Here is a 1,102-nt window from a genome sequence, read left to right as displayed (position 1 = left end):
CAGCGGACAGCGCTTCACCTTGAAGGCGATGTGGGTCGCGTTGCGCTCGACATCGGTCGGGTACATGCGGCCGCCATCCGGGCTGACGGCCAGAAACGCCTCGCCGATCGCCGGCGCATCGTTGGGGCCGAAATCGGCGAAGGCTGTGGCCGCGACTTCCCTGCCGCGCTGCTCGATGGTGCGGATCATGACAGCCTCGGCTCTTTCGGCGCCGAGTTCGGCCGTCAGTTCGTCGAGGAAGAGACGGTAGAGATCGGCCCGGTTGCGGAAAGCGGAATCGAGCTCGCGGGACAGTTTTTCGGCTCTGACGTCGGGGTCGGTCATGGTGCGGTGGTCCTGTTCAATCTCGGCGCCGCCGCCACCAGCGCCCTGCCGATCGCCGATTGCGGATTGCCGATGACGGCACGGGCATCGCCGCTTTCGGCGACCCGGCCGCCATCGAGGATGACGAGGCGGTGGGCGACGGCGCGGACGACGCCGAGATCGTGCGAAATGAAAAGGTAGGCGATCCGTTCCGTGGCCTGAAGGTCGAGCAGCAAGTCCAGGATCCGACCGCGCACCGATACGTCGAGCGCCGACACGGCCTCATCGAGCACGATCAGCGACGGTCTGGTGGCGATGGCGCGGGCAATGGCGACGCGCTGGCGCTGGCCGCCGGAGATCTCGTGGATGGCGCGCGGCGCGAGATCGGCGCCAAGGCCAACGCGCTCCAGCAGGGCGGCGATGCGGCGCGGGCGCTCTGTGCGCGAGGCAATGCCGTGAATGCGCAAGGGGTCGTCCAAGACACGCGCCACGGTGGCGCGCGGATTGAAGGCGGCGAGCGGATCCTGGAACACCATCTGCAGGCGCGCGCGCCTCGCACGCAGGGCAGATCCGCCCAGCGAGCGGAAGTCTGCGCCCTCGAACTGGATGGTGCCGGCGTCCGGCTCGGTCAGCCTGAGCACCAGCCGCGCGATGGTCGACTTGCCGCTGCCGGACGGGCCGGCAAGCGCCAGCGTCTCGCCGGGCTCGATCGCAAACGCAACGCCATCGACGGCGGCGACGGTTCCGCCGCCGCGACGATAGCGCTTGGTGAGACCGGAGACGGCGAGCAGGCTCATGC

1 protein-coding gene and 1 pseudogene are annotated in these 1,102 nt (G+C 69.2%); both read right to left on the bottom strand.

Annotated features, from left to right (window positions below; all coding sequences use genetic code 11):
• Positions 1 to 324, bottom strand: a pseudogene (locus EN738_RS36580) (hypothetical protein); the annotation flags it as partial.
• A complete protein-coding gene (locus tag EN738_RS31235) occupies positions 321 to 1,100 on the bottom strand; it encodes an ATP-binding cassette domain-containing protein (RefSeq protein ID WP_127286965.1) in 780 nt (259 codons plus the stop codon). The gene EN738_RS31235 and the pseudogene EN738_RS36580, both read right to left, overlap by 4 nt.
• Between the last annotated feature and the right edge of the window lie 2 nt (positions 1,101 to 1,102).

It is taken from the genome of Mesorhizobium sp. M4B.F.Ca.ET.017.02.2.1, assembly GCF_003998955.1.
Classification (GTDB): domain Bacteria; phylum Pseudomonadota; class Alphaproteobacteria; order Rhizobiales; family Rhizobiaceae; genus Mesorhizobium; species Mesorhizobium abyssinicae.
Note: the sequence above shows the minus strand (reverse complement) of the source record. Positions and strands in the feature narration are given on the sequence as shown.

What these genes read in the sequence shown, in the direction of transcription:
- EN738_RS31235 (WP_127286965.1), bottom strand. Translation starts at nt 1,100, where the DNA reads ATGAGCCTGCTCGCCGTCTCCGGTCTCACCAAGCGCTATCGTCGCGGC.